Consider the following 25,427-nt stretch of genomic DNA (forward strand, 5'->3'; position numbering starts at 1 on the left):
GAAATCCTGAAACGTTTTAATATAAAAACCCCGCCCGTGGTATTCCGCAGGCGGGGTTTTGATTTTATGAAAATTTCCGGATATCCGTCTCCCGGTGTATTAATAGGTCCGTTTAAACAGCGACATTGTATTCGCGAAGGGCATCGTTGAGCGATGTTTTCAGATCGGTAGAAGCTTTGCGCTTACCTATAATAAGAGCACAGGGAACCTGGTATTCGCCCGCGGCAAATTTTTTGGTGTAACTTCCCGGAATAACTACCGATCTTGCCGGTACAAGTCCTTTGCTTTCCACAGGCTCACTTCCCGTTACATCGATAATCTTGGTCGAGGCTGTAAGAACAACGTTAGCGCCCAATACGGCTTCCTTTTCAACCCGTACACCTTCTACGACTATACATCTCGATCCTATAAAGGCATTATCTTCGATAATAACCGGTGCCGCCTGTAAAGGTTCCAGTACGCCACCTATACCTACACCACCGCTGAGATGTACATTTTTGCCTATTTGAGCACAGCTACCTACAGTGGCCCAGGTATCTACCATAGTACCTTCGTCTACATAAGCCCCGATGTTAATATAGCTGGGCATCATGATCACCCCGCGGGAAATATAAGCTCCGTGACGGGCAATGGCATGTGGGACTACCCGGATGCCCTTAGCGGCGTAATCTTTTTTGAGTGGTATTTTATCGTGGAATTCGAGCGGGCCAGCCTCAATGGTCTCCATTTTCTGAATTGGAAAGTAAAGCACAACCGCTTTCTTTACCCATTCGTTTACCTGCCAGCCGTTATCCGTTGGTTGGGCTACCCGTAGTTCACCCTCATCCAGAAGGCGGACGACTTCGCGTATGGTATTTTGTGTGTTTTCTTCTTTTAGCAAGTCCCTGTTATTCCAGGCGTTTTCTATGATCTCTAGTATCTTTTCCATAGTCAATTATGTTATGTTGTGATTTTAATACAGGAGGACGGGTGGTTCCGAAAACCTGTGTCCGCAGGCAAATATAAAGGCTTAAAATTTAATATGCCGGGCTATTTTATAGTTATAACAATTTAAATCTTAAATTTGCCAAAAAGTCGAATGGGGAGGATATTGGCCATAGATTACGGAACAAAACGAACCGGGATAGCGGTTACGGACGAACTGAAGATCATAGCGTCGGGACTGACAACCGTAGCTACAACCGGACTTATGGATTTTTTGAAAACCTATATGGCAAAGGAGGATGTGGAGCGGATTGTAGTCGGTGAACCTAAAAGGCACAGTAATGAAGCCTCCGACAGTGAGAAGTACATACAGGTATTTCTGGAAACCCTGAAAAAAGAGTTTCCAACCTTGCCGGTAGAAAGGGTAGATGAAAGATTTACCTCCAAAATGGCTTTCCGGACGATGATTGACAGCGGTCTTAAGAAAAAACAACGACAAAATAAGGCCCTTATCGACGAAATAAGTGCGACGATTATTTTACAGTCGTACCTGTATAACGGGTAAAACCGGGATACAATTATTAATTTTGCAAAACAATTGACAATAATATGATATTACCTATCGTTGCCTATGGCGACCCTGTGTTGAGAAAAGAGGCCAGGGATATAGACGAGAACTATCCGGAGTTGGGAGAGTTGATAGACAATATGTTCGAAACCATGTACAATGCATACGGAGTGGGACTTGCCGCGCCTCAGGTAGGATTGCTCGTCCGGCTTTTTGTTATTGATGCGAGCCCTTTTGCCGAAGATGAAGAACTGGAAGATGAAGAACGTGAACGGCTCAGGGATTTTAAAAAAGTGTTTATCAATGCCAGGATACTGGAAGAAACAGGAGAAGAATGGGCGTTTAACGAAGGTTGCCTGAGTATTCCTAATGTCCGGGAAGATGTTGCCAGGGCAGAAAAGATCAAAATCGAATATTTTGATGAGAACTTCGTGAAACACGTTGATGAATATGACGGGCTTGTTGCAAGAGTAATACAACACGAGTATGACCATATTGAAGGTGTGTTGTTTACCGATAAACTTTCGGCCCTGAAAAAACGCCTTCTGAAAGGTAAACTGGCAAATATTTCCAAGGGAAAAGTGAAGGTGGATTATAAGATGCGTTTTCCGGAAGCAAAAAAAAGACGTTAATTTTAAGCAAAAACAGAGCGATTAAATTTTAACTTTTTCTATATGAGTTTAGACAAGATACTGGCTATTTCCGGCAAACCCGGATTGTATGAATTGAAAGCACAGACCAGGAGCGGTTTCGTTGCGGAATCTCTTATTGATGGTAAACGCATAACGGTGGGATTGCGGAGTAACGTAAGCCTGCTCTCTGAAATTGCCATCTATACCCTTAAAGAAGAAGTGCCCCTTCGGGAAGTGTTTGTGAAGATAAAAGAAAAGGAAGATGGCGGACAGACTTCCGTAAGCCATAAAGAAGATAAAGTAAAACTGGAAGAGTATTTCTTTGAAGTACTTCCCGACTATGACGAAGACAAAGTATACCCGGGAGATATCAAAAAAATAATCCAGTGGTATAATCTGCTGCACTCCAAAGGGATTACCGACTTTGAAGCAGAAGCTTCCGAAAATGATGGTGAGGCCGGTGAAGAAGTACAGAAGGATGAGAGTAAAGCCACCGACGAATAAGTCCTTTTTTTTAAAAGCTATATTGTGAAAACTCCTGTAAGGGAGTTTTCCGTTTTTTGATACTAATATTTTTAATATTCGCTATATATCCCTAATATAGCAGATACAAGTATACTTCTTAAAATATAAACACAAAACAAATGAATTCCAGGGAACAGAACCTCAAAGCATTGGACAGGCTCCTTACCATTATGGATGAACTTCGGGAGCAATGTCCTTGGGACAAAAAGCAGACCATGCAGAGTTTACGCCATCTTACGATCGAAGAGGTTTATGAGTTGGGTGATGCTATTCTGGACAATGATCTGGAAGAAGTAAAAAAAGAACTGGGAGATGTACTGCTGCACATTGTATTTTATTCCAGAATTGGAAGTGAAACAAACAATTTCGACATCGGTGATGTTGCCAACGCTATCTGCGAAAAGCTCATAGCCAGGCATCCGCATATCTATGGCGATGTAGAGGTGAATGATGAAGAAGATGTGAAAAGGAACTGGGAGAACCTCAAACTTAAAGAAGGTAAGAAAAGTGTTTTGGAAGGAGTGCCGCAAAGTCTTCCGGCCCTGGTCAAAGCCAACAGGATACAGGACAAGGTCGCGGGAGTAGGTTTTGACTGGGATGAGCCTTCCCAGGTGTGGGGAAAACTACAGGAGGAACTCGGCGAATTTCAGGAAGAAGTGAAAAAAGGGGACGCAGATAAAATGGAAGCGGAGTTCGGAGATGTGCTTTTCAGTATGATAAACTATGCACGTTTTCTAAAAATAAATCCTGAAAATGCCCTGGAAAGAACCAATAAAAAATTTATAAAACGCTTTCAATACCTGGAAGAAAAAGCGGCCACTTCACAAAAAAGCCTGAAGGACATGTCGCTGGACGAAATGGACGTTCACTGGAATAAATCCAAAGAGTTTTTTAAATAAATACAGTCTGATATATGATGATTCCCGGTGGACGGAAGTGGTCCATCCTTGTTTTTACACCCTTTCCGGGCAATCGAAGGCTTTCCTTCCGTGGCCATGAGTATAGACAGGTTTCCGCTGACTTTTCTTTTATTCAAGAGTATTAATTGTTTCCGTAACGAAGATTTACCGGAGGCAAATTTCTATCTTTGCCCATTCAATAAATAGCAGATGTTATCACAATACACTAAAGAATTTTCCTATAACATGAAGTTGTCATTCCCCGTTATGCTAGGAATGCTAGGACATACTTTTGTAGCTTTTGCCGATAATGTTATGGTAGGGCAGTTAGGTACCGCCGAACTTGCCGCAGTGTCTTTGGGTAACAGTTTTGTATTTGTGGCCATGTCCCTCGGAATAGGTTTTTCTACAGCCATTACGCCTCTTGTGGCAGAGGCAGACGGAGAAGGCAATATCGCCCGGGGAAAAGCGTCCCTTAAACACGGACTCATATTGTGTACGAGCCTGGGGCTGGCACTGTTTACTATTCTCCTTTTCGCGAAACCCCTGATGTATATTATGGATCAGCCGGCAGAAGTGGTGGAATACGCCATGCCATACCTGGACCTGGTGGCGTTTTCTCTGGTACCCCTTATTATGTTTCAGGCGTTGAAACAGTTTTCCGACGGGCTTTCCGAGACTAAATACCCCATGTATGCCACGGTATTGGCCAACGTTATTAACATCACCCTCAATTACCTGTTGATCTTCGGTAATTTCGGATTTCCGAAGATGGGGATCATCGGAGCTGCAATAGGTACACTGGTATCCAGGGTGGTTATGGTCATTTTTCTTTGGTATATGTTCCGGCAAAATAAAAAGTTCGATGCGTATATCACCGGTTTTAAATTCGGGGAATACAGTAAAGCGATGTTTTTAAAAATCATTAACCTTGGTTTTCCCTCGGCATTACAAATGCTTTTTGAAGTGGGTATATTTACTTCGGCGATCTGGCTTAGCGGTGTACTGGGTAAAAATCCCCAGGCTGCCAACCAGATAGCGCTGAATCTTTCCAGTATGACCTTTATGGTAGCTACCGGGCTGAGTGTTGCCGCGATGATACGGGTCGGAAATCAGAAAGGACTTCGGAATTTTCACGAATTGCGCAGAATTGCTTTTTCCGTATTTCTGCTGACCATTATTCTCGATGTTATATTTGCTCTCTGTTTCTGGATATTTCGCGACTGGCTGCCAACGATGTACCTGGATCAGCATGACATAGCCGATCGGGTAGATAATTTTGAGGTGATGAATACAGCTGCTAAATTGTTGATGGTTGCTGCCGTTTTTCAGATATCCGATGGTGTCCAGGTAGCCGTACTGGGAGCACTACGAGGATTACAGGATGTGAAAATCCCCACTTTTATTACCTTTGTGGCTTATTGGATAATAGGTTTTCCCATTTCTTACTACCTGGGCCTGCATACGGAATGGCGCAGTACCGGAATATGGGTAGGATTGCTGGTGGGACTTTCGGTTTCGGCAGTATTGCTGTTTGCCAGGTTTAATTATCTTACGAGACGACTCATACAAAATAACACTTAGCATAAAAGACCTGTTTTAAAAGGCGCGAAATACAGAAAAACAAAGATAAAAGATAACTCAGACTGTAATATATCATGGAGCTTCCGAAATTCTTACTGGGGGATAACACCGATTATCCCGATGCGATTTTTATCATCCATACCGATTATCCCCGTTTTATTATTAACCTGGAGAACGATGAGGTGGAGTGGTTAGAAGATTTTGACGCGGCCGACGAAAAAGAACTGGAGACTGAAGCGGGTAATCTTATCCAGCAGGCTAATGACTTCTATGACCGGGAGGTCGGCCGGTACGAATAGTCGTTTCCATATTATTTAAAAAACGAACCTCTTACAGATGCTGGACAAAATCATAGAATACGACAGGGAGTTTTTTCTCTTTCTGAACAATCTGGGGGTAACAGGTTGGGATGGATTCTGGTTATTTATAACGGACAAGTATGCATCAATTCCTTTGTACCTGGTCCTGTTGTTTATGTGTGTGCGTAAATTCGGCTGGAAGCCTACCGTACTGATTCTGCTAACGATAGCCCTGATGATAGCTTTTACCGATCAGCTTGCCAATATGTTCAAATACGGATTTGAGCGCTTGCGTCCATGCCACGATCCTTTATTAGAGGGGAAAATGCGTGTCGTAAAGTGCGGCGGCAAATTCGGGTATTTTTCAGCACATGCCGCCAGTACCTTTGCTGTGGCTACTTTGTTTTCCCTGCTGTTCCGGAAGCGTTATCGTTATATGCCGGCAATATTGTTTGTTTGGGCACTGGTGGTCTCTTATAGCAGGATCTACCTCGGTGTTCATTTTCCCCTGGACGTAGCTACGGGTATTATTTTCGGTTTGCTGGGAGGATATTTGTTTTTCCTTTTGCTTCGGTTCGCGTGGCTAAAGGTTTTTAAGAAAGATTACTTTGGTTAACTCCCGGCTGTTAACACTTCCGGAACCGGTTATTCGTTTTCTTTACGATCTGCCTGAAAAATATGACGGTTAAAAGGATTGAGAAAGATCAGGAAAAATATGATTCCGAAAGCCAGTTCATAAACTTCCCATTTTCGGTCTGCGGGAATAAGGCTTACCAATATGGTACAGACAATAAAGGCTATCGTATGCCGCCATTCCACTATCGGCACAGCAAAGGTATCCACCAGGTTTTTTATCCATTGAACTTTTCTGTATAGTATGGGAACAATGACGAGGTACAGAACCATGACGATCATTAATATTTGACTGAATATCAGTTTGTTTACTTTGGTGTCGCCTACAACCAGGTTATGAAGGTTAGTTTCGCCCTGGGCGTTGTTTTCCATGAAGAATTCTCCGGATTCCATTCCGAAGATCCTTTGTCCCCAGGATATTTCTTCACCGGCAGCAAAGAAGAAAAGGATCACGAAAATTATGGTGCCTGTTTTCCACAAGGGTTTTTTGAATTTCCACAGTTTGAAAAGGTGATAGATACACAGTATGCTTATGGCAAGAAGCATCAGGGCGGTTTCATTTTCTACAAGTCCGTCTTCCTGTGCGTAATGTTCGTTAAAAAGAGCTGCATCGGTAAAACCGAAATAAAGGCTGTTCACAAAGGTGATGATAAGGAACATGTATCCGAAAACTTCTATTCTGCTTAGATTTTTCATTGTAGTTGTCTATTTGCTTTCCGCGATGCCGGATGGGGTCCGGGTATGCTGAAAAATTTCAGTGAATGCCCGGAAAGGGCGGATCACGTCTGTTTTGTTACTTTTTGGTTACGATATAATATTGGCTTACCAGCCTTTGTTTATAGCCCTTTTCTTTTTCCCCCGCGGTGTAGTTGATGTCAAAGACATCTTCCAGGCGAAAATTGAAATCCGTTGCAAAGATACGTTTAAATTCCGTTTCACTTATCGGGGGAACTAAAACACCGAAGCTGGTTTCCGCAGGGATTTTTACCGGAGAACGGGCATCTATCCGGGGAGCTATGGTTCCGTATTCCCATATGGCTTCGGGAGCTATTTCACCAAAGGAATAAACGGAAAGACCTTCTTTTTCCGCTTTTTCTGCCAGGTGATTAATATTATGAAATGCAGTATTGTCATTACTGAAGGTGTTTTCCAGTGGTAATCCGAAAAGAATGATCCCCGCTATAAATGCAATAGTGAGCAAAAACACGTTCCGGATGTTTTTTTGGAACAGGTTCCGGAACATAAGGATGCCCGTGCCGCACAGGAACACCGAAACCAGCAGAAAGGATACCCGGAGGCCCTGTAATTCCTTTCCGAAAAAAATATACCCTGCTATAGGAAAAGCTACCCCTATCAGAGCTATTAAACCGAAGTTGAAGTACACCGGAATAGTTTCTTTTTTATTTTTTATAGTGGCAAATTCGCGGACCAGGTACTCTATGTAGAATGCGGTGCTCATTGCAAGTGGCAACAGTACCGGAAGCAGATAGCGGGATTTTTTCTCGGGAATCAGGGAAAGCAGTATTACGGAGCTCATGGTCCATAAGAAAGCGAATAAATATGCTTTCTTATCACTCGCCTTGTTTTTAAGATAAGGGTACAGTAATCCGGTAAATGCAGGAATGGTCCATACCCCGCTTTGGGTAAAGAAACTCCAGTAATAATAGAAAGGTCTTATGTTATAACTACCCCAGTTGGCCGCTTCTTCCGAAGCTATGGCGACAAAAGCTTCCGGATCGGCCAGTCGTACGTAGACAAACCACCAAAGTCCCGAAAGTACTGTAATTACGATAAAGAACAGGAGTGGCAATATCTTCTTCCGGAAACCGGAGAACTTGTAAACCACACCGTAAGCTATAATGAAAGGAAGGAATAACGTGTAGAGGGAAACGGGGCCTTTGCTCAGAAAGGAAGCGCCGGCAAAAATTCCTGCAAGTAATGCATTTCTCCACAAATGTTCTCCCCGGAACAAGGCGTAAAGGAAATAGATGGAAGCGATCATAAAAGCATGGGTAAATATATCCCACTGCCCGTTACGCCCCGAAAAAATGACGTAGAACGATGTTGCCAGGATAAGCCCGGTATAGAGACTAAGCTGATTGTTCCGATGCATTTTCCTGTTGAACCTGTACATCATATATACCATAAATGTGGCTGCAAGTGCCGCAGGGAGCCGGAGGGCAAACAGGCTTTTCATACCGAAAGCAGTAGCTGAAAATGCGGTAAGCCAGGTGGGTAAAGGTGGCTTTTCGTAGCGTGGTAGCCCGTTGAGAGTGGTCAGTAACCAGTTGTTTTCCGAAAGCATTTCCCTGGCTGTGATAAAATTACGGGCTTCCATAATATTTACGTAAAGCTCGTCCAGGTTACAGAAAAAGATAATGAGGCATACCAGCAAAAGTGTAATTGCCGGGTATCTTTCCAGTATTTTAACCATGTTGTTTTTTTAGTATCATCAGGTTTCTAACATAAATAACACTTCCGAACAGGTGGCCTATCATCAATACAGGGTCTTTTCTCAAAACGGCATAGACCAGAATGAGGATCGCCCCGGTAAGGCTGAGGATCCAGAATCCTGCCGGCAGAACAGATTCTTTTTTTCTTTCCGAATATATCCATTGATAAATGAATCGAAAAGTAAAGATAATCTGCGCTATACTTCCCATCATTAACAACCACAAAGGGATATTTTCATTCTGAAACAGGTTTTGAATATCCAGTTTGTTATTGTTGTAATAATAAAGCACTATTATAAACGGAAAGAGCCATAAAAAAGTACGGAAAGCCTTTGGAAATTTAGCCCAGTCCCCCTGTATCTGCATATTGCGGATGTATATAAAGTACGTAAGCGCTTGCCCAAGCATAATGGCAAAATCGTGGCGGAGATAACCGTAGATGAACAGAAGGAACGACGCCAGCAGGCTAAGTTGCCAGAACAGGCGCGGGGTAAGCACGGTCTTGTTTTTTTCGGAAAGGATCCATTGCAGTAATAACCTGCTGGAAAACAATATCTGCGCAAAAAATCCGATGGCGTAAACGATCCAGTTTTGCATTTATCCTTTCTTGGCTATAGTGTAGTTGATGTACTTCTTCTTCATCCAAAGGTATGCAAAACAGTCCATAAGGGGTCCGAGCAGCCTGTTCCATAATCCGAACTTGGCTTCTCCTGCTGTTCTCGGAAAATGTCTTACGGGAATCTGAATGATCTTTCCGTTTTGCAACAGTATCATGGCCGGAAGAAAACGGTGAAGCCCTTTGAACATGGGAATTCGTTTTGCATATTCCGTTTTAATGACCTTTAAAGGGCATCCGGTATCGTCCATGCCGTCGTGTGTAAAAGTTCTTCTTATTTTATTGGCGATCAACGAGGACATGTTTTTTACAAAAGAATCTTTGCGGTTGGCTCGTACACCTGTTACAAGATCATACTCTCCGATGTGCTCCAGGAGCAGGTCAAAATCTTCCGGAGATGTTTGCAAGTCAGAGTCCATATAGCCAAGAAGCGGGGTATCCACATGATCGAAGCCCGCTTTTATAGCAGCGCTCAACCCCCTGTTCTCTGCGAATTGTAAAAAATGAAAAGCCTCATTTCGTTGACAGATCACTTCAATAAGTTCCTGGCTACGGTCTCTTGAACCGTCGTTTATCAGAAGTACTTTCGTTATTGTTTTTGTATTGGAAATATACCCGGTAAGCTCTTTTTCTAAACGTTCGAGATTGTCTTCTTCGTTATAGATAGGAACAATAATGGTAAATTGGTAGTTCATTCTCCGTATAATAATCGCAGAAACCCGGTCCGGGTTGATTCTGGCCGCTTTTAACACGCAAAGATGTAAAAAAAATATGTGATTTCCTTCGGAAATATGAGGATTGGGTGTGAAAATGGAGTTAATTTACTTTGAAATAGATTTTTACCTGTTCCATAACTCCAGCAGTTTTCGGGCAGCGGCGAATGGCGTGGTCTCGTTTTTCTCCAGGGCCAAGAGCTCTTTGTCCAGTTGTTTTTTTATGTTTTCGTCCTGGTAAAAGAGCATTTTAAGTCTGTCTTCAATGGTTTGCACCAGCCAGTATTTATTCTGTTCTATCCGTTTGTGCCGGAAGTAACCACTTTCTTTAGTTTCTGATATATAGTTTTCTATGAGTTCCTGTATTTCCGTGATTCCCCGGTTTTCCAGGGCGGAGGCGGTGAGGACTTTCGGTGTCCATCCGTTTTCTTTGGGCGGGTAGAGGTGGAGCGCCCTGGCAAATTCGCTTTTGGCTTTATCTGCGGCTTTTTTATTGTCTCCGTCGGCTTTATTGATTACAATGGCATCTGCCATTTCCATGATTCCCCGTTTAATACCCTGTAATTCATCGCCTGCACCCGCGAGTTTCAATAACAGGAAAAAATCCACCATGCTGTGCACGGCAGTTTCTCCCTGGCCCACACCAACGGTTTCCACGATAATGGTATCAAAACCACAGGCTTCACACAGTAGTATGGTTTCCCTGGTTTTTCTCGCCACACCTCCGGGAGTATGACCGGAAGGAGAGGGGCGGATAAAGGCATTTATGTCTTTTACCAGTTCTTCCATACGTGTTTTATCGCCCAGAATACTGCCCCGGCTTATCGTGCTACTGGGATCTACAGCCAGTACGGCAACTTTTTTTCCGACGGATGTCAGGTATTTTCCGAAAGTTTCTATGAATGTGCTTTTCCCGGCACCGGGAACCCCTGTAATACCTATCCGTACAGAACGGTTGGCATGAGGAAGGCATTGTTCGATAACAAACTGTGCGTTTTCGGCATGTTCCGGATTTGTGCTTTCAACCAGGGTTATGGCCTGGCTGAGAGCCACCACATCTCCGGAAATGATCTTTTTGGCCATTCTTTCCGGAGATACCTGTACTTTTTTAAACCTTTGAAGATTGGGTGTAACCGACTTCCCGGGGAAATTTTCCCCGGAGGTGCCTTGTTTTTTTATTGCCGTCTTTCGTTTTTCGCTCAAAAGTAAAGGAGTTTCTTTCAGTAAAAATACAATTTCTTTCAGTGTATTACGGATATACATTTGTGTTTCCCTTACCAAATTTTGAGAATGAGGGAGAAAGACATTATCTTACACCAAACTGCAGCACAGTCTCGTTCCTGTAAGTCTCTCCCGGCTCCAGGACTGCCGAAGGAAAATCGGGCTGGTTCGGGGCATCCGGAAATGTCTGGGCCTCGAAGCAGATGGAAGAAAAGGTCCCGTATTCCGTTCCGTTCAGAAATTTCTTTTTTCCGAGGTCTTTCGGAGTGAAGATCACCGTTGCTCGTTGATTGGTGCTTACATTCATTTCAATTCCTGTTTCTGGGGAATACAGGGTTGCCGCGGGATCTTCTCCTTTAAGCACGAAAACATCGTCTATCCCCGAAAACTCCGGTTTGGTACCGATCACTTCGGGGGTCAGAAAATCGTATGTAGTGCCTTTTACGGATAAAAAATCTCCTGTAGGCAGAAGTTTATCATCCAGCTCGACAAAAACCTCGCTGTTTAATTTCAACTCGTGGTTGAGAATGGAATTTTTTCCTTCGAGATTAAAATAAGCATGGTTCGTAAGGTTGATAATAGTGGTCTTATCTGTAGTAGCCTCATAAGTTATCTTCAGGGAATTACCGGTTAATTGATAAGTGACACTTACCTTTAACGTTCCCGGGTAACCTTCTTCAAGATCCGGACTAGTAACCGCGTATGTTACGAACGGATTTTCCCCTTCGGATTCTGTCTTTTCCAGGTTCCAGTTTTTCTTGTTCAGTCCGTTTCTGCCACCGTGAAGGTGTACGCCGTTTTCCTGGTGCAGTTTGTAATCTGTATCGTTAAGGGAAAAACCTCCTTTGCTTATTCTCCCTGCATAACGGCCTATGGAAGCTCCTATGTAAAAGGGATTGTCTTTATAATCTTCTTCAGTTTCAAAGCCGAGAACCACGTTGACATCGTTTCCGTCTTTGTCCTTGACGATAAGTTGCTGTATCGTTGCACCGTAATTGAAGGTAATCAGCGTAATATGGGAATTTTGTATGGTATGCTTCACCTGAAATGTTTTTTAAGGGTCCGGATTTCCCGGGGGAAATCATTAATGGATTTTTTATGGAAGGCTAAAATACAAAAACCCTGCATTTGCAGGGTTTTTGCTTGGTAAATAAACACAGATTTATGAAATCGGATAAAAAAGAAAACTATATTCGCATTACTTTTTTTTTTGATTCTCCGATGCTTTCATGGCATCAAATTTATTATCTATTTCTTCCTGCGTCACTATTTCCCAGCCACCACCCAAGGCCTTGTATATGCCAATTAATGCGGTTGCCGAGGAGATCTCGCTTATCGCCAGGGCATTTTCGGAGACTAGCAGAGCGTTATCTGCACTCAGGTAATCAATAAAATTGTCCAGTCCCGCACTAAAGCGCTGTTGTGCAAACTTAGCAGCTTGTGCACTGGCACGGGAGGAGGTACGCAATATCTCCCTTCTTTTTAGCTCGTTGGTATAATTGCTCAGAGATGTTTTTATCTCTTCCAGTCCTTCCAGTACAACTTTTTCGTATTGGCTTAATACCGCCAGTGTTTTGGCATCCTCTCTTTTTATTTGTTGCCGCACCCTGCCCAGGTTAAAGGCCGCCCAGCTAATACTTGGAAAAATATTCCAGGTAAAGGATTGCTTACTTCCAAAATTGGAAAAGTCTACTGCAGAGAATCCGATCGATCCTCCAAACTGAATTTTGGGATACAGGTCCGCTACGGCAATATTATATTGGGCAATTCTCATTTGCAGCGCTGCTTCTGCCCGTCGTACATCGGGCCTTCTTCGCAGCATCTCCTGGATATCACCCAGGGCAACGGATTCCGGCAGACTTGGCAGGGGCTGCTTTTTTACGATGTCAGCTTGCAGGTTGCCCGGTACTTCTCCAACCAAAACGCTCAGGCTGTTTTTGAGCGCTTCGATTCTGGCCTGTAGGGGAGGAATGCTGGCCCTTGTGTTTTCCAGTTGAGCGAGAGCCCTGGATTCATCGAGACTGTTACTGGTACCTGCTTCCGACAATTTTACAGTGAGGTCATAGGTTTCCTGCTGACCCTTTAAATTTCTTTTGGCAATATCCAGCAAGTATTGTGAACCTCTTAGTTCCAGATAATTGTTGGCCACTTCGGCAAAAATACTAATATATACACCTTGCATATCAGCCAGGGCCTGTTTTTGATTGGCATAAGCGCCTTTTATCCTGTTGGAAACCCTACCAAAAAGGTCTGCTTCCCAAAAAGCGTCAAAACTGGCACTGTAGGTGCTGTAGGTAGGATTGGACCCCGGGACAAAAACATTTTCCCCCAGTCGGGTTCTGGTATACTCCCCTTTGGAAGTGATGGTAGGTAGCCTGTCCCATTTGGTTTCCTTGAGCATGGCTCTGGCTGCCTTAAAATTGGCAACAGCGGCGTTGATATCCAGATTGTGTTTACGAGCTCTTTCGATAAGGGTGTCCATTACGGGGTCGTTAAACCCAGACCACCATTGTGTGGCAATGGCCGCACTTTTAAAGGCGGAATCCGCCAGTTCGTTCTCCAGAAAATTTTCCTCTACAGAAACAGGGGCTTTTATATTGTAACTCCTTTTATGAACACTACAGGAAGCTACAAACAGCATCACGATTATTATTACTATCCAGTTTTTCATCTGTTTAATTTTTTTGGCATTCAGCATTTTATGCGTTTTCTTCTTTTACTTCGGACGCCGAGACTTCTTTTTTGGAACTCCATTTTCTTCCCAGGTAATAGAATATTGGAGTAAGGAATATCCCGAAAATGGTTACCCCCAGCATTCCGCTAAATACTGCTATCCCCAGAGATACCCTTAGTTCCGCTCCTGCCCCTGTGGCCAAAGCCAAAGGGACTACCCCTAAGATAAAAGCCATTGCAGTCATCAAGATAGGTCTCAGACGTAGTTTGGAGGCCTCTATTACAGCCTTTTTCAATTCCATGCCCTGCTCTTCCAGTTGTTTGGCAAACTCTACGATCAGGATCGCATTTTTACTTGCCAGCCCGACCAGTACTACGAGCCCTATTTGAACCATGATATTATTGTCCAGTCCGGCGAGGTCTATACCTATAATGGCAAACAAGAGCACCATGGGAACAATAAAAATTACGGCAAGGGGTAAGACCAGGCTTTCAAACTGTGCAGCCAGCAAAAGAAAAACAAAAATGACAGCCAAAGTAAATGCTATTCCGGCAGTATTACCGGTTTGTTTTTCCTGGTAGGCAATTTCTGTCCATTGAAAGGAGATGCCCTGTGGTAAAATTTCTTCTGCCAGTTGTTCCATTCTTTCCAATGCCTGTCCGGAACTATAACCCGGTGTGAAATCGCCGTTCAGTGCAGCTGATGGATACAAATTGAATCTTGGAATCCTCGAAGCGCCGGCTATATCTCTTTGTTTGGCAATAGACCCCATGGGTACCATATCGCCAGCATTATTGCGCATTCTTATTTGTGAAATATCTTCCGGGGTGAGACGGTTGGGCGAATCTGCCTGAGCCGTCACCTGGAAGGTTCTGCCCAAGTAATTAAATTCGTTGACAAAGGCAGATCCCATGTATATTTCCAGAGATTGAAAAACATTCTGCACATCAATTCCGAGTTTTTCTGCTTTTACACGATCTATATCCAGAAACAACTGTGGTGTTTGGTTGTTAAAAAAGGTAAATACATTACTCAAAACAGGATCCTGATTTGCAGCCATGGCAAGGGCGTTGGTAGCTTCCAGAAGCTTTTCCGTTCCCAGGTTAGCCCTGTCCTGCACCATCATTTTAAATCCTCCGGCATTACCAATACCACTAACCGAGGGGGGTGGAATAACAAATACCATAGCATTATCTATCTGAGACAGTGCCCCCCTGGTATTAGCAAGTAGTTCATTGTATCCAATACCTCTATCGTTTCTCTCATCAAAATCGTCCAGGACCTGAAAAACCACAGCAGAATGAGATGCATTTGTATTTGATGTCGGGTCAAACCCTGTAAATGAAATCGCATTTTCAATACCGTCAATCTCCAGGGAAATATCCAGCACCTCTTTTACTACATTATCTGTTCTGGATAAAGAGGATCCGGGGGGGAGCTGAATGACACTGATGAAATATTGCTGGTCCATAGCCGGGATAAACCCTTGAGGCACCCGGTTAAACTCAAAGCCGGTAAGCATTATAAGCCCAAAGTAGATCATCATTACCATCGTGGAAGTTCGGACCAATTTCTGAACGGCTTTTCCATACTTGTCGGAAAGATGGTCCATAAACGAGTTGAACTTATTTCCGATAAAGACAAAAGGTTTTAAAAGTATGAAAGGAGCCTTACTATTCTCTTTTTTCTCTTCATGCCGCATCAATAGAGCCGCCATCGCAGGGCTTAGGGTCAGAGAAACAAATACGGAGATAGCAGTGGCCACGGCAATGGTCATTCCGAATTGTTTGTAAAACTGTCCGGATATACCTTCGAGGAAAGCTGTAGGTATAAACACGGCGATGAGTACCAGTCCTATGGCTACCAGCGCCCCTCCGACTTCATCCATTGTTTTCATGGCAGCTTTTCTGGGAGAAAAACCCTGCTGTAAATATCGTTCCATATTTTCTACCACTACAATAGCGTCATCTACCACAATACCGATGGCCAATACCAATCCAAACAGGGTTAAGGTATTTAAAGAAAAGCCTATGGCCTGCATGACGGCAAAAGTGCCTATCAAGGAAACAGGTATAGCCAGAATTGGAATGATGGCTGCCCTCCAGGATTGTAGAAAAAGCAGAATCACAAAAACCACCAGTAACACAGCTTCAAAAATAGTGTGATATACTTCATCTATAGATTTTTGGATAAAGTTAGTCGGGTTATACGCGATGTCATATTCGAGGTCTTCCGGAAAATTTTTGGATAATTCCTTCATTTTATCCTGAATTTCTCTGGAGGTTTCCAGAGCATTACCTCCCGGTTGCTGGAATACGGGAAGAGCGATGGCCGGTTTTTTTCCTAAATATCCCCTGGTGGTGTAATTCTGAGCACCTAATTCGGCTCTTCCGATGTCTTTTAACCTTACGATACGTCCGTTGTCTTCAGCCTTTATAATGACATTTTCAAATTGTTCCGTAGAAATCAGTTTTCCCTGGGTTTGTATGTTAATCTCAAATGCAGTTTGGCTTCCCGAGGGCAGGGTGTTAAGGGTACCACTGGCAATCTGTACATTCTGTTCCCTTAGTGAAGCGACCACTTCGGCAGCGGTAATATCCAGCGTAGCAATTTTGTCCGGATCCAGCCATATACGCATAGCATATTCTGCAGCCCCAAAGAGTTGTATATCTCCAATACCTTTAATACGTGCCAATTCATCTTTTAACTGAAGAACCGCATAATTTCCCATATAAATCTGATCGTAGGTGTCATTGGGCGAATAAAGATTGATTACCATGAGAATATCCGGAGATATTTTTTTGGTAGTAATCCCGAGTCTTCGTACTGATTCCGGTAACCTTGGCTCTGCAATGGCCACCCGGTTTTGTACTTGTACTTGTGCTTTGTCAAGGTCGGTTCCGAGTTCAAAAGCAATTTGCAGTGTTACACGGCCGTCGGATGAGGATTGAGAGGTCATGTATATCATATCTTCCACACCGTTGATTTCCTTTTCTAAAGGAGCGGCAACGGTTTGGGAGAGGGTTGTTGCGTTGGCCCCCGGATAGGTAGCCACTACCTCGACGGTAGGAGGAGCGACATCCGGAAATTGTGAAGTGGGCAGTGACACATATGCCAGCCCTCCTACAATGAGTATGAGTATACTCAAAACGGCTGCAAAGATTGGCCTTTTTATAAATGTATGACTAAATTTCATTTGTTGATCTTTATTTGTTGGTCCATGCTCAGATAGAATACCTGTCATGCCTTTTTATCGTTGTTATTTTAAAAGAGATAATAAAATGCCTGTTTACCTTTTATAAAATAAGGACACATTCACCTCACTAGTTTAAAGTGTTTTCCCTGAATACAGCCTGGGAGCTGTATTTATGCATATTTCAGGGGAAAATGGCAGCTAAACTGGAGACGGCAATTTTTATTATATTCTATTGTTATTGCTATTTGGCAGCGGCTAAATCTGTTTTTTCAGGAAGTATATTTATTTCACTTGCACTAACCATCATTCCGGGCCTTATTTTCTGCAAATTATTGGTTATCAATTTATCTTTAGGAGAAAGACCTTTTTCAATAATTCTTAATCCGTTGGAATGCAGAGCTCCCAGAGAAATATTTTTGCTTACGACCTCGTTGTTTTCCCCCAAAACATATACGTATCTGAGCGATTGGTTTGTGCCTATGATTTCATCGGGGATCATGATGGCATCGTGTTCGTCACTGCCTATGAGTCTTGCTTTACCAAACATTCCGGGTTCGAGCAAATGATCTTCATTGCGCAGAATGGCACGGCTTTCTATAGTGCCGGAATTCTCGTCAATCTCGTTGTCTACGAAATCTAGTTTTCCCTCATGAATAAATTGGTTTTCATCGGATAGCTTTATGTATATAGGGAGACCTTCGGCACGGGCTTCACCTCGTTTTCCATCGTTTGCCAGGCGTACGTATTTTAAATAATCAGATTCGCTTCCGGTGAAATAAAAATGAATAGGATTTGTAGCTACGATGGTAGTAAGTAGTGTGGAATTGGCACTTCCTCCGTCAATCAAGTTTCCTTCATTTACCTTGTGTCTGCTTACCAAACCAGCAATAGGAGCTTTTACTCTGGTAAATTCGAGATTCAGATTAGCTTGGTCTACTTTGGCCTGTGCCAGTTGGGCACTGGCCTCCGCATGAGCCAGTGCCTGCTCTCTTCGGTCGTATTCTTCAGTAGAAACAGCACCTGTTTCTCGTAAGGATTTTACCCTGCTGTAATTTTCCTTTGCTGTTTTCATGGTGGCCAGTGCCTGTGCATAATTGGCCTTCGCCTGATCTAGTTCAATTTTAAAGGGTCTTTGGTCCAAAATAAACAGTACCTGTCCCTTTTTTACGAGTTCACCATCAGTGAAATTAACTTTTTCCAGGAATCCGTTTACCCTTGCACGGACTTCCACACGGTTATTGGCTTCAAACCTACCGGTGTATTCATCCCATTCGGTAATTTTTTTGAATACAGGTAGGGCTGTTTCTACCTGAAGTGCTGTCGCTGCACCCTGGTTATTGTTTTCTTCTCCGGAGCCACATGCTGCTACTAATGCAAGGGCTATTCCTGTTAAGGCAAAAGTGCCTAATTTTTTTATATTGAAATGTGAATTTTTCATCTTATTATCTGATAGTTTTGAATTAAGAAAAATATTCGGAATGAGAATTTCTTTCCCGGACCTATTGGATAGTCTATTCAGGGATTCTCTTTGCAGGTTTAATTTTAAGTTTTCTGTTTTCAGTTTCATCATTAAGGCAGGGATTGAGTATCATTCGTTGCTAAATTCCTTATTTTTGAACGGGTATGGGATATATAGTGGTTTGCATTTGAATTAATTCTATGATATGTCTTTTTTAAGAAGCGATTTGTGTGTTTACCCCATCTGTCCAAAATTGTTGTTCTGAGAGTGAGAAGTTTATTTGCTACTTGCCTGTCGGTATCTCTGTTATCCGGAGGAGACAGAGGGAAAACAGAATTGAATACTATATTCTCTGTTTGTCTAAGATTATCCTTTTTCATAGTGTAATGTTGTGTCTTTAAGTTTAGTGGTTTGTGAAATACCGGAAATGACGTGAATGCAATGTTTTTTTAATATATAAGTTGACCGGTCGTCTATTATAGGTTTAAAAAAAATTATTTTAGTATGAGCGTCTTTAAAAAGAACAGGAAGTTATCCAAAGGTGCGGCACTTTGAGTTTCTTTCATAGATATAAGCATACCTTTATAGGCATCTTCGATGAATGCTACAATATTATCCGGATCTACAGTATGATCTATTTCTTCGTTCATTTGTGCTGCAATCACCACGTTCACTATTTGCCGTCTTATTTTTTCTTCATGGTTAACAATGGTCACACGTATTTTTTCACTGTGTTCAGACATTTCATTACCTATATTGGCTCCCATGCAGCCCCAGGTGCAATGGAACTGGTCTTTCATTATACTGACCCGCTTTTCATAATAATTGTACAGCCGTTGTGAAGGAGGGACAGATTGATCTTCCAGTACTTCCGCAGTAGCTGCTCCTTTCATGGCAAAATACCTGTCCAGTGCCTTAACGGTAAAATCTTCTTTAGAATCAAAATAAAAATAAAAGGAACCTTTGGGTACATCCGCTACCTTTACAATGTCATTAACACTGGTGCCGTTATAGCCTTTACACCAAAGCAATTCCAGTCCCTTATCCAGGAGGAAATCGGTCTTCTCTTGATGTCTGACTGTCTTTGACACGGTTAATTTGATTTTCAGATGCAAAAATATGACCGGTCGTCTATAAAAACCAAATGTTAAATGTTAAAATTTTGATAAGAAAAAACGAGCATATTTTTTTAACGCTCTAAAATGAATTTAAGTTATTGTTTTAGTGTGTTTTAATGTAGCTTTTTACGTGTTTTATTTTCGGGATAAAAGTATAAATTTATTTTAACCCTGCAACATGTTGTATTCCGTATCGTCTATAAAAGTGAAAGCTACGGCAATCTAAAAACGTATTAAAAAATATAAAAAGAACAAACCGGCCGGAATGTTTCAGACAGACCTTATTGAAAAGTGTAGAAATAACGATCGCAAGGCGCAATTAAAACTGTACCGACGGTATTGTGACGCTATGTTCTGTGTGGCCAAACGTTACCTGGCAAACAGAGAAGACACGGAAGACGCCGTACAGGAATCCTTTATTAAGGTTTTTAAAAAACTACACCAATACAGGGAAGAGGTAGCTTTCGGAGCCTGGCTGAAGCGTATTGTCATTAATCACTGCCTGGACAAGATAAAGACAGAAAGAGAAAAATTGTTGTCTTTGGAAGAGGGATATATCGATATTGCGGAGGAGGAAAACGGAGGCTGGCTGGTGGAAGACAGCGTAACGTCTAAAATGGTGGTAAACGCCATTGAGCACCTGCCGGAGAGTTACAGATATGTGGTCATACTCTTTTTGCTGGAAGGATACGACCATGAGGAAATAGCTCAGATACTCGGAATTACGGAAGTGAATTCCAGGACGTTACTTTTTCGCGGGAAAAAGAAACTGCGGGAGATTTTAGGGGCTTATAAACCGGCTTAAAGATAATGGGTAGTTTACGGGATAATTAAAAAATAATCGAATGAAAGATATCAGGGAATTACTGGAAAAAGGATATCGTGAAACGGAAGGGATACCTGAAGGGCATGAAGAACGTTTTCTGAGCAGGCTGGATAGTGAATTGCCGGAAAAGAAAGTAAGGAGGGTATATTTTGGAAAGGGACAGGTGTGGAAAATAGCCGCTTCTTTCTTGATTTTTGGAGGAATCGCAACCGTGCTCTTTTACAGTATGCAACAAAAGAAGACCGGAGTGGAGAATACGCCCGTAATTACTGATACCCGGAATCCGGTAAATGATGTCGATCGCATTTCTTTAGGAGACCTTTCTCCTGACCTGAAAAAAGTGGAAGAATATTATGTGGCAGCCATTAACTGGGAATTATCCCAGGTAGAGATTGATGACGGGAATAAACGGCTTTTTGATGAGTATATGGCCAGGCTTGGCGAACTCAATGAAGAATATCAGGCATTAAACCGGGAACTGAACGATATAGGGCCCAACGAGCAGACGGTCGTTGCCTTGATAGATAACTTGAAAATGCGGTTGCAGTTGTTGTACCGCCTGAAGGAAAAATTACAGGAATTAAAGAACAGAAACAATGAAGAAATATCCTATTTACAGGTTTAGCCTGCTGCTTATGGGACTTTTTGCCCTACAGGCGCAGGCACAGAAAGAGTCCAAAACATTTCGCGAAAGTTTTCCGGTGAACAAGGACGTAACGGTAGAAGTGAATACCAGCCATTCCGATGTGCAGTTTGAAACGTGGAACGAAAACACCGTTGAGGTTGTGGCAACCGTAGAAGTAGAGGGATTGAGCAAAGAGGGGGCCAAAAAATATTTTGAAAGCTGGGATTTCCGGGCTACAGGAGATAAAAATAAAATACAGGTTTCCACACATCCCGGAAATGTGTTTGTGCTGTCCGGATTTCCGGCGATTCCCGAAATCCCTGAGCCAATAGAAGTGCCTATCCCTCCCGTACCTCCTATGCCGCCCAAAATGCCGGACATGTCCGGATTGACCTTCGATTATGAGGCATACAAGGAAGATGGAGATGCTTATATGGAAGAGTGGAAAAAGAAAATGAAAACTATTTTTGACGAGGATTTCAAGGAGAACATGAAAGAATGGAAGAAAGAAATGGAAGAGCGATCCCAGGAAATGAAAGTCAGTGCCGAAAAAATAAAAGCAAAAGTAAAGGAATCCCAAAAGGATATGAAAGTATTTTATTTTTCGAAAGACGGAAGCGAGGAAGAAATTAAGATACAAAACGGGCAATCCGGTAAACAGCATATAAATATCCGGAAAAGTATTCTTATCCGCATACCGAAAGGAGCAAAATTAAAAATGAACGTACGTCACGGAGAGGTTAAACTGGCCGAAAACTCAGTGAATGTTCGGGCAACCCTGTCTCATGCCAGTTTACTTGCCAACCAGGTTAAGGGCAAGGATACTTCTATAGAAACTTCATATGCTCCCGTTCTGGTTCATAACTGGAACGGGGGGAAACTCAAGGTGAATTATGTTAAGAAAGTAGACCTGGAAAATGTTACCAGCCTTGAGCTGATATCCAATACATCCGACGTAACGGTAAATAACCTTTTATATACAGGGCATATACAGGGGACTTTTGGAAATTTGCAGATAAATAATATAGGAAATGATTTCCGGGAACTGGATATTACCCTGGATAATACAAATGCTGTAATTGCATTACCCCGATCGGGTTTCAGTATTTTGTTGAACAGTGAAAATTCAGAGATAAAAATACCTTCGGACCTGAAGGTTTCTACTTCCGGAAATACAGGTAATACTGTTGTAAAAGGCAATACTAAAGAAAATAACTCAGGCGGGCAGATCACTGTGCAGGCCAAATACAGCGATGTTAAGTTCAATTAACAACCTGATTTTTAATCTGTCCGGATATTATTCTGGGGAGAACACTTCCAACATTTTGGTATACTCATATCCTATACGAAACATTTTCTCCGCTTTCGAAGCATCCAGTATAGGGTAGTTATACAGTTCCGGCGGTTCTATATAGATATCACATTCTTCTTTTTTCCGGAAAGACGTAGATTCTACACTCAGGTGAAATGTCCTTGTAGCAATATCGATCAGGTTGTTCAGCTTGTCCGCTTTATGAGGCGGGGTGATGTTTATAGCAATGATCGTATCGCATTTGTCTTTGAGGGGAGCTATAGGAATATTATCAAAAATACCGCCGTCCACATATTTCTTACCGTTTATTTTAACCGGGGAAAACAATACGGGAATAGATGAGGAAGCCTGTACTATTTTTCCCAGGTCACCTTTGTCGAAATATTCTACAACACCATCGTTGAGATTGGATGCCGCTGCATAGAAAGGTATGGGCAGGTCTTCTATATTTTTGGCAGGAATGTAGCGTGCAATGGTTTGCTGGAGTTTATCGAAATTCAACAGGCCGTCCCTGGGAAGTTGTATACTGGTGAAATTGCCGAGCCTGTTTTCTTTCATGATCTCAAAAACTTCTTCGGGCGTAAAACCGCCTGCTATAAAAGCCCCGACTATAGCCCCGGCACTTACACCTGATATAATATCGGGCTTAATACCCAATTCTTCCAAAGCTTTGAGAACACCGAGATGAGCAAATCCCCGGGCACCCCCACCCCCCAGAGCTACGCCGTAGCGGTAAGGAGCGGATTTTTTCCTGGAGAACAATGACTTCAGCATAAACTTTATGTTTTTGCATTAGTATTTAGCCGGTACGTCCTTTCCGGGTAAGGAATTCTGTATGAATTCCCGGATATGATCGTTGGCGGTTTTAAGGTCTTCTTTACGCAGATACATCATATGTCCGCTGTGGTAGGCCTCAAAACGCATGCGGTTGGCAAACTTTCCGGCAGGATCCATTTGCTACATGGTGTATTTAGCATTGAAATAAGTACATGCTCCATCAAAATATCCAGATTGAACCATGATTTTCAGGTACGGGTTTTGAGCCATTGCCTGCCGGAGGTTATCACCGGTATTATCATCCGATCTGTCCCAGGGATGTACCGGGCCGAACATATTATACTTAACATCGGTTTTGAAGTTAAGGTGCTCCCGAACGTAATAATTCATTGCAGGAGTGAAGGAATGCAGCCAGGAGGTGAGTTCGGCATTATAATCAGGGGAGTCTCCCGCATCTTCACGGTCGATACCGAGATAGCGGGAATCCAGCCGGCCAATGGTATGGCCTTTGTCCCGAAGAAGCTCTTTCCAGAAAAACCGATAAGACACATCGAGATTGTGCTGCAACAGTACTTTTTCAGATAACCCGGAATACCTGGCCATTTTTGAGGCGGCGGATTTTTTTTGCGTATCGTCCAGATGTCCTCCCAGAGTCAGTGCGGGAAGGAGTTCTTGGATCGTATAGTTCTCTACTTCCGGCAGTATTTCTTCGAGTTTTTTCTGTTGCAGGTCGGGTGGCAGCATTTTATGATACCATGCAGCGGCAGCAAAATACGGCAGACGATTGGCTATTTCCACGGGGCCGTCCCTTTTGATCCCCAGTTCGGTAGGAGATACCAGTATAACGCCGTTGAGGTACATCCACTGTTGATTTTGCAGGGCAAGGGCAAGCCCGGAAACACGGGTTGTACCATAACTTTCCCCGATCAGGTATTTCGGCGACTGCCAGCGGTTTGACCGGGAAACAAATGTGTTCAGCCATTCCGCAAGATATTTTATATCGGCATTAACTCCGAAGAAGTCCGATTTTTTTGCTTCTTTCTCTTCTGTTTCAATAAGCCGGGAATACCCTGTGTTTACAGGGTTTACATATACAATATCCGCGACATCAAGAATAGAATATGGATTTTCTTTGATACCGTATGGTTGTACCGGGTATCCTTCGTCATCGATGTTCAGCAGGCGAGGTCCGGTATATGCAATGTGCATCCATACGGAGGCCGATCCCGGCCCTCCGTTGAATGAAATGACCAGGGGCCTGGAAGCTCTGTCCTTAATACCCTTTCTTTCATAATAGGTATAATACAAGGTGGCTGTCGGATTGCCGTGTTCATCCCAGACCGGTTGGGTGCCCGTAGTGGCTGTATAAGAAAAACGATTACCGTTTACCGTTACCTCATGAGTGGAAGTAACTGTAGTGTCAGCTGGAATAGTACGTTTCTGAGCAAATAAAAAAGAACAAAAGAAGAAGAGTAAAAGCAAAGGGGTATTTTTCTTTTTCATGAAGAGATTTTTTAACGGGTTACTGAGCCATTTGGGCTGCAACTAAATTACTATAAATTATTAAAACTTTTCAAAGGCACCGAGGCCAAATAGTGCAAAATCATATTTTACCGGGTCGGAGGCATCCAGTTTTCTGAGATTACCATCCAGTTCGGTCAATGCCTTGGCATCATTTTGTTTTCTTTTCAATAATCCGAGTTTTCTGGCCATGTTGCCTGAGTGTACGTCCAGGGGACAGGAAAGCCGGGAAGGGGAGAGTTTTTTCCAGATACCGAAATCCACCCCGGTATTATCATCACGCACCATCCACCTCAGGAACATATTAATACGCTTGGCGGAGGAGCCCTTTAGGGGATCGGAAACATGTTTTTCTGTTCTCTGTAAATGCGGGATTTCAAAAAAGTTTTTTTTAAAATGATGAATAGCATTCTGGAGGGTATCTTCTTCGGCATGTTTGGCAAAAACAGCTTCCGGGCCACCGTGTTTGGTGTATATATGCCGTAACGATTGTACAAAACACTGCAAATCCGTTCCGTTAAAAGTGCGGTGAACAAAAGTGTTCAGCTTTTCCAGGTCTTCTGCTTTGTGCGACATTATAAAATCGTAAGGAGCATCGCCCATGAGAGTCATCATCTTACGGGCATTGTTGATTATACTTTTACGGTTACCCCAGGCAATGGTGGCCGCCAGAAACCCGGCTATTTCTATGTCTTCTTTATGAGTGAAAGCGTGTGGAATCTGTATAGGGTCCGTTTCTATAAAATCGGGTTTGTTGTATTCTGCTGCTTTGGCATCGAGAAATTCTTTTAATTCTGAAGGGGATAGCAGGATTGTGTTTTTTTTCGTCTCCAATGTTTTCTGTTCCTGATT

23 protein-coding genes and 1 pseudogene are annotated in these 25,427 nt (G+C 42.8%); 10 read left to right on the plus strand and 14 right to left on the minus strand.

Annotation, left to right across the window (positions count from 1 at the left end; translation table 11 throughout):
* Positions 1-112: 112 nt before the first annotated feature.
* Positions 113-928, minus strand: a complete 816-nt coding sequence (locus ACVBDY_RS14325) for a 2,3,4,5-tetrahydropyridine-2,6-dicarboxylate N-succinyltransferase (RefSeq protein WP_447176151.1) — start codon at positions 926-928, stop codon at positions 113-115.
* A 150-nt stretch (positions 929-1,078) separates the two neighbouring features.
* Between ACVBDY_RS14325 and ruvX the strand changes: the two genes are divergently transcribed.
* The 7 genes from ruvX to ACVBDY_RS14360 all read left to right on the plus strand — a co-directional run bounded on the left by ruvX (position 1,079) and on the right by ACVBDY_RS14360 (position 6,047).
* Positions 1,079-1,489, plus strand: coding sequence for a Holliday junction resolvase RuvX (ruvX, locus tag ACVBDY_RS14330; protein WP_447176152.1), 411 nt, complete (start codon positions 1,079-1,081; stop codon positions 1,487-1,489).
* Positions 1,490-1,533: 44 nt separating this feature from the next.
* A complete protein-coding gene (gene def / locus ACVBDY_RS14335) occupies positions 1,534-2,124 on the plus strand; it encodes a peptide deformylase (protein WP_447176153.1) in 591 nt (196 codons plus the stop codon).
* A gap of 42 nt (positions 2,125-2,166) precedes the next feature.
* Positions 2,167-2,628, plus strand: coding sequence for a DUF5606 family protein (locus ACVBDY_RS14340; RefSeq protein WP_447176154.1), 462 nt, complete (start codon positions 2,167-2,169; stop codon positions 2,626-2,628).
* Between the two features lie 140 nt (positions 2,629-2,768).
* Positions 2,769-3,548, plus strand: a complete 780-nt coding sequence (gene mazG, locus ACVBDY_RS14345; protein WP_447176155.1) for a nucleoside triphosphate pyrophosphohydrolase — start codon at positions 2,769-2,771, stop codon at positions 3,546-3,548.
* 210 nt (positions 3,549-3,758) lie between these two features.
* Complete coding sequence (locus ACVBDY_RS14350; RefSeq protein ID WP_447176156.1) at positions 3,759-5,132, plus strand: MATE family efflux transporter; 1,374 nt, start codon at positions 3,759-3,761, stop codon at positions 5,130-5,132.
* A gap of 74 nt (positions 5,133-5,206) precedes the next feature.
* A complete protein-coding gene (locus tag ACVBDY_RS14355; protein WP_447176157.1) occupies positions 5,207-5,431 on the plus strand; it encodes a DUF8828 family protein in 225 nt (74 codons plus the stop codon).
* Between the two features lie 37 nt (positions 5,432-5,468).
* On the plus strand, positions 5,469-6,047 hold the full coding sequence (locus ACVBDY_RS14360; protein WP_447176158.1) for a phosphatase PAP2 family protein: 579 nt from the start codon (positions 5,469-5,471) through the stop codon (positions 6,045-6,047).
* A 29-nt stretch (positions 6,048-6,076) separates the two neighbouring features.
* Here ACVBDY_RS14360 and ACVBDY_RS14365 read toward each other — a convergent pair whose 3' ends face one another.
* From ACVBDY_RS14365 to ACVBDY_RS14410, 10 genes are all read right to left on the minus strand, one after another.
* Positions 6,077-6,760 (minus strand): hypothetical protein, encoded by a 684-nt coding sequence (locus ACVBDY_RS14365; protein WP_447176159.1) that lies wholly within the window; start codon positions 6,758-6,760, stop codon positions 6,077-6,079.
* A gap of 97 nt (positions 6,761-6,857) precedes the next feature.
* Positions 6,858-8,498, minus strand: coding sequence for an ArnT family glycosyltransferase (locus ACVBDY_RS14370; RefSeq protein ID WP_447176160.1), 1,641 nt, complete (start codon positions 8,496-8,498; stop codon positions 6,858-6,860).
* The gene (locus tag ACVBDY_RS14375) at positions 8,491-9,114 is read right to left on the minus strand and encodes a lipid-A-disaccharide synthase N-terminal domain-containing protein (RefSeq protein WP_447176161.1); all 624 of its coding nucleotides are present in this window, start codon (positions 9,112-9,114) and stop codon (positions 8,491-8,493) included. Before ACVBDY_RS14375 ends, ACVBDY_RS14370 begins: the two co-directional genes overlap by 8 nt.
* Positions 9,115-9,828: a glycosyltransferase family 2 protein gene (locus ACVBDY_RS14380; RefSeq protein WP_447176162.1), complete on the minus strand. Its 714-nt coding sequence runs from the start codon at positions 9,826-9,828 to the stop codon at positions 9,115-9,117.
* 144 nt (positions 9,829-9,972) lie between these two features.
* Positions 9,973-11,109: a methylmalonyl Co-A mutase-associated GTPase MeaB gene (meaB, locus tag ACVBDY_RS14385; protein WP_447176163.1), complete on the minus strand. Its 1,137-nt coding sequence runs from the start codon at positions 11,107-11,109 to the stop codon at positions 9,973-9,975.
* Between the two features lie 43 nt (positions 11,110-11,152).
* A complete protein-coding gene (locus tag ACVBDY_RS14390) occupies positions 11,153-12,109 on the minus strand; it encodes an aldose epimerase family protein (protein ID WP_447176164.1) in 957 nt (318 codons plus the stop codon).
* A 156-nt stretch (positions 12,110-12,265) separates the two neighbouring features.
* Positions 12,266-13,738 carry an efflux transporter outer membrane subunit gene (locus ACVBDY_RS14395; protein WP_447176165.1) on the minus strand — a complete coding sequence of 491 codons (1,473 nt, stop codon included), beginning with the start codon at positions 13,736-13,738 and terminating at the stop codon, positions 12,266-12,268.
* A 28-nt stretch (positions 13,739-13,766) separates the two neighbouring features.
* Positions 13,767-16,937: an efflux RND transporter permease subunit gene (locus tag ACVBDY_RS14400; RefSeq protein WP_447176166.1), complete on the minus strand. Its 3,171-nt coding sequence runs from the start codon at positions 16,935-16,937 to the stop codon at positions 13,767-13,769.
* Between the two features lie 241 nt (positions 16,938-17,178).
* On the minus strand, positions 17,179-18,375 hold the full coding sequence (locus tag ACVBDY_RS14405; RefSeq protein ID WP_447176167.1) for an efflux RND transporter periplasmic adaptor subunit: 1,197 nt from the start codon (positions 18,373-18,375) through the stop codon (positions 17,179-17,181).
* 515 nt (positions 18,376-18,890) lie between these two features.
* Positions 18,891-19,487 carry a TetR/AcrR family transcriptional regulator gene (locus ACVBDY_RS14410; protein ID WP_447176168.1) on the minus strand — a complete coding sequence of 199 codons (597 nt, stop codon included), beginning with the start codon at positions 19,485-19,487 and terminating at the stop codon, positions 18,891-18,893.
* A gap of 292 nt (positions 19,488-19,779) precedes the next feature.
* On the opposite strand from ACVBDY_RS14410, the gene ACVBDY_RS14415 reads away from it, so the two are divergent.
* Genes ACVBDY_RS14415 through ACVBDY_RS14425 form a run of 3 tightly spaced genes read left to right on the plus strand, consistent with a single transcriptional unit; the run spans position 19,780 to position 22,235 of the window.
* Positions 19,780-20,319, plus strand: coding sequence for an RNA polymerase sigma factor (locus ACVBDY_RS14415; protein ID WP_447176169.1), 540 nt, complete (start codon positions 19,780-19,782; stop codon positions 20,317-20,319).
* 40 nt (positions 20,320-20,359) lie between these two features.
* Complete coding sequence (locus ACVBDY_RS14420) at positions 20,360-20,965, plus strand: hypothetical protein (RefSeq protein ID WP_447176170.1); 606 nt, start codon at positions 20,360-20,362, stop codon at positions 20,963-20,965.
* Positions 20,937-22,235, plus strand: coding sequence for a hypothetical protein (locus ACVBDY_RS14425; RefSeq protein WP_447176171.1), 1,299 nt, complete (start codon positions 20,937-20,939; stop codon positions 22,233-22,235). The genes ACVBDY_RS14420 and ACVBDY_RS14425 overlap by 29 nt, the downstream gene beginning before the upstream one ends.
* A 27-nt stretch (positions 22,236-22,262) precedes the next feature.
* On the opposite strand, the gene ACVBDY_RS14430 is transcribed toward ACVBDY_RS14425, so the two are convergent.
* From ACVBDY_RS14430 to ACVBDY_RS14440, 3 genes and pseudogenes are all read right to left on the minus strand, one after another.
* Entirely contained in the window at positions 22,263-23,051 is a 789-nt protein-coding gene (locus ACVBDY_RS14430) for a patatin-like phospholipase family protein (protein WP_447176172.1), read from the minus strand.
* 18 nt (positions 23,052-23,069) lie between these two features.
* Positions 23,070-24,557 (minus strand): annotated as a pseudogene (locus tag ACVBDY_RS14435) (S10 family peptidase).
* Positions 24,558-24,617: 60 nt separating this feature from the next.
* Positions 24,618-25,409 carry a TIGR02757 family protein gene (locus ACVBDY_RS14440; RefSeq protein ID WP_447176173.1) on the minus strand — a complete coding sequence of 264 codons (792 nt, stop codon included), beginning with the start codon at positions 25,407-25,409 and terminating at the stop codon, positions 24,618-24,620.
* Between the last annotated feature and the right edge of the window lie 18 nt (positions 25,410-25,427).

This window comes from Sinomicrobium halophytocola, assembly GCF_052983395.1.